At 66.2% G+C, this 1,842-nt stretch carries 1 protein-coding gene; it reads right to left on the bottom strand.

The genetic code is table 11. The features are described 5' to 3' along the window. Nucleotides 1–138 precede the first annotated feature (138 nt). Nucleotides 139–1,842, bottom strand: a 1,704-nt coding sequence (locus ACAG25_RS24710) for a WD40 repeat domain-containing protein (RefSeq protein WP_370491054.1), incomplete at its 5' end; no start/stop codon positions are given.

The raw sequence follows: 1,842 nt of genomic DNA, 5'->3' as shown, positions 1-1,842 counted from the left end.
CAACGCCAACCACCGCTTCAACCCCACCGCCGCACGCACATCACGACTGGAATGACTCAAAAAAATCCGCGACACACCATCACCCACTGTGCTTGTCGGTGCCGGCGACAACGGCTGCGCCGCGTTGCAACGTACTCATCAGCGCGCCACCTCTGGATCGGGGGCCACGGGTAGGCCGGGGCAGGTCTGCTGGTAGTCGATGTCGGGGGAGACCCAGTCGCGCCATTGCTGGTGGCTCATGTTGGCGGTGAGCTTGTCGCACAGCACCGGTTCGGTGGCCACCGCGGGCACCTGACGCACCGATCGTCCGTAACCACCGAAGGCCAGGTGCTCGCCGTCGGGACTGAACGCCAAATCCACCACACCACCGCCGTTCTGGCCGATGGGATCTCCGAACGCCTCTCCTGTCTCGGCCATCCACAACCGAACGGTGCCGTCATAACTGCTGCTGGCCAGGTGACGTCCGTCGGGACTGAACGCGAGGCCCAGGACCGCGGCCCGGTGCCCGATCAGGGGCTCGCCGAGGGGACGGCCCGTCTCGACCTCCCACATTCGGATACTGGCATCCAGGCCGCCGGTGGCCAGTCGGGTGCCGTCGGGGCTGAACACCAGCTGCCGGAGCTCACTGGTGTGCCCCTCCAGCGGCTCCCCGATGAGATCACCGGACTGAAGGTCGAGAACATAGATGGTGTTGCCGGTGCTCTCGGTGAAGGCCAGCCGATGTGAGTCCGGACTCAGCGCGACGCGCGTGACCCCGAGCACCGGTTCGGCGTTGAGTCGGCGCTCGGCGATGTTCCAGGTCCGTACCGAGTCGTCGTCGCCGACCGACGTCAGCCGGGTGCCGTCGGGGTTGAAAGTGACGGTGGTGACTGCGCCGGTGTGGCCGGTCAGGGGTGCGCCGAGGGGTTGGCCGGTGTCGGTGTTCCAGATGCGTACGGTGTGATCGGCACCGCCGGAGGCCAGTTGGGTGCCGTCGGGGTTGAAGGCGATGCTGGTGACTGCGCCGGTGTGGCCGGTGAGGGGTTCGCGCAGTGTTCGGCCGGTGTGGGGGTCCCAGAGTCGGATGGTACCGTCGCCGCTGCTGCTGGCGAGTTTGGTGCCGTCGGGACTGAACGCCACACCGGTCACATATTTTTCGTGGCCGGTCCACGGCACCGAGGACTCGATGTCCCAAACCCGCACGGTACCGTCGAAGCTGCCCGAGAGCAGGTGTTGCCCGTCGGGAGTGAAAGCCACGTCGTAGACCACACTTTCGTGACCGGTGAAGGACTCGCCGATGGCCTCTTGGGTATCGACATCCCACAGCTGAACAGTCGCGTCGGCACTACCGGAGGCCAGGCGGCGACCGTCGGCGCTGAACGCGATCCCGGCCACCCCGTCGTTGTGCCTGAACAGGAAACTGCCGATTCTCCCCTGAGTTCGTGCGTCCCAGAGAAGAACGCTGGTGTCCTGACCACCGGTGGCCAGTTGGGTGCCGTCGGGGCTGTAGGCGATGCTGGTGACGGTGTCGGTGTGTCCGGTCAGTGGTGCGCCGATCGGTTGTCCGGTGGTGGCGTCCCACACCCGCGCAGTGGAGTCCTGGCTGCCACTGGCCAGTTGGGTGCCGTCGGGGCTGAAGGCCACCCCATATACGGGAGCGGTGTGTCCGGTCAGTGGTTGGCCGATTTGTTGTCCGGTGGTGGTGTCCCAGAGGCGGATGGTGGTGTCGGCGCTGGCGGTGGCCAGTCGGGTGCCGTCGGGACTGAAGGCGAGGCGGTTGATTTCGTCGGTGTGTCCGGTCAGTGGTTGGCCGATTTGTTGTCCGGTGGTGGTGTCCCAGAGTCGGATGGTGGTGTCGGCACT

The sequence above is a fragment of the Mycobacterium sp. pV006 genome (genome assembly GCF_041287115.1).
Lineage (GTDB): Bacteria > Actinomycetota > Actinomycetes > Mycobacteriales > Mycobacteriaceae > Mycobacterium.
Note: the sequence above shows the minus strand (reverse complement) of the source record. Positions and strands in the feature narration are given on the sequence as shown.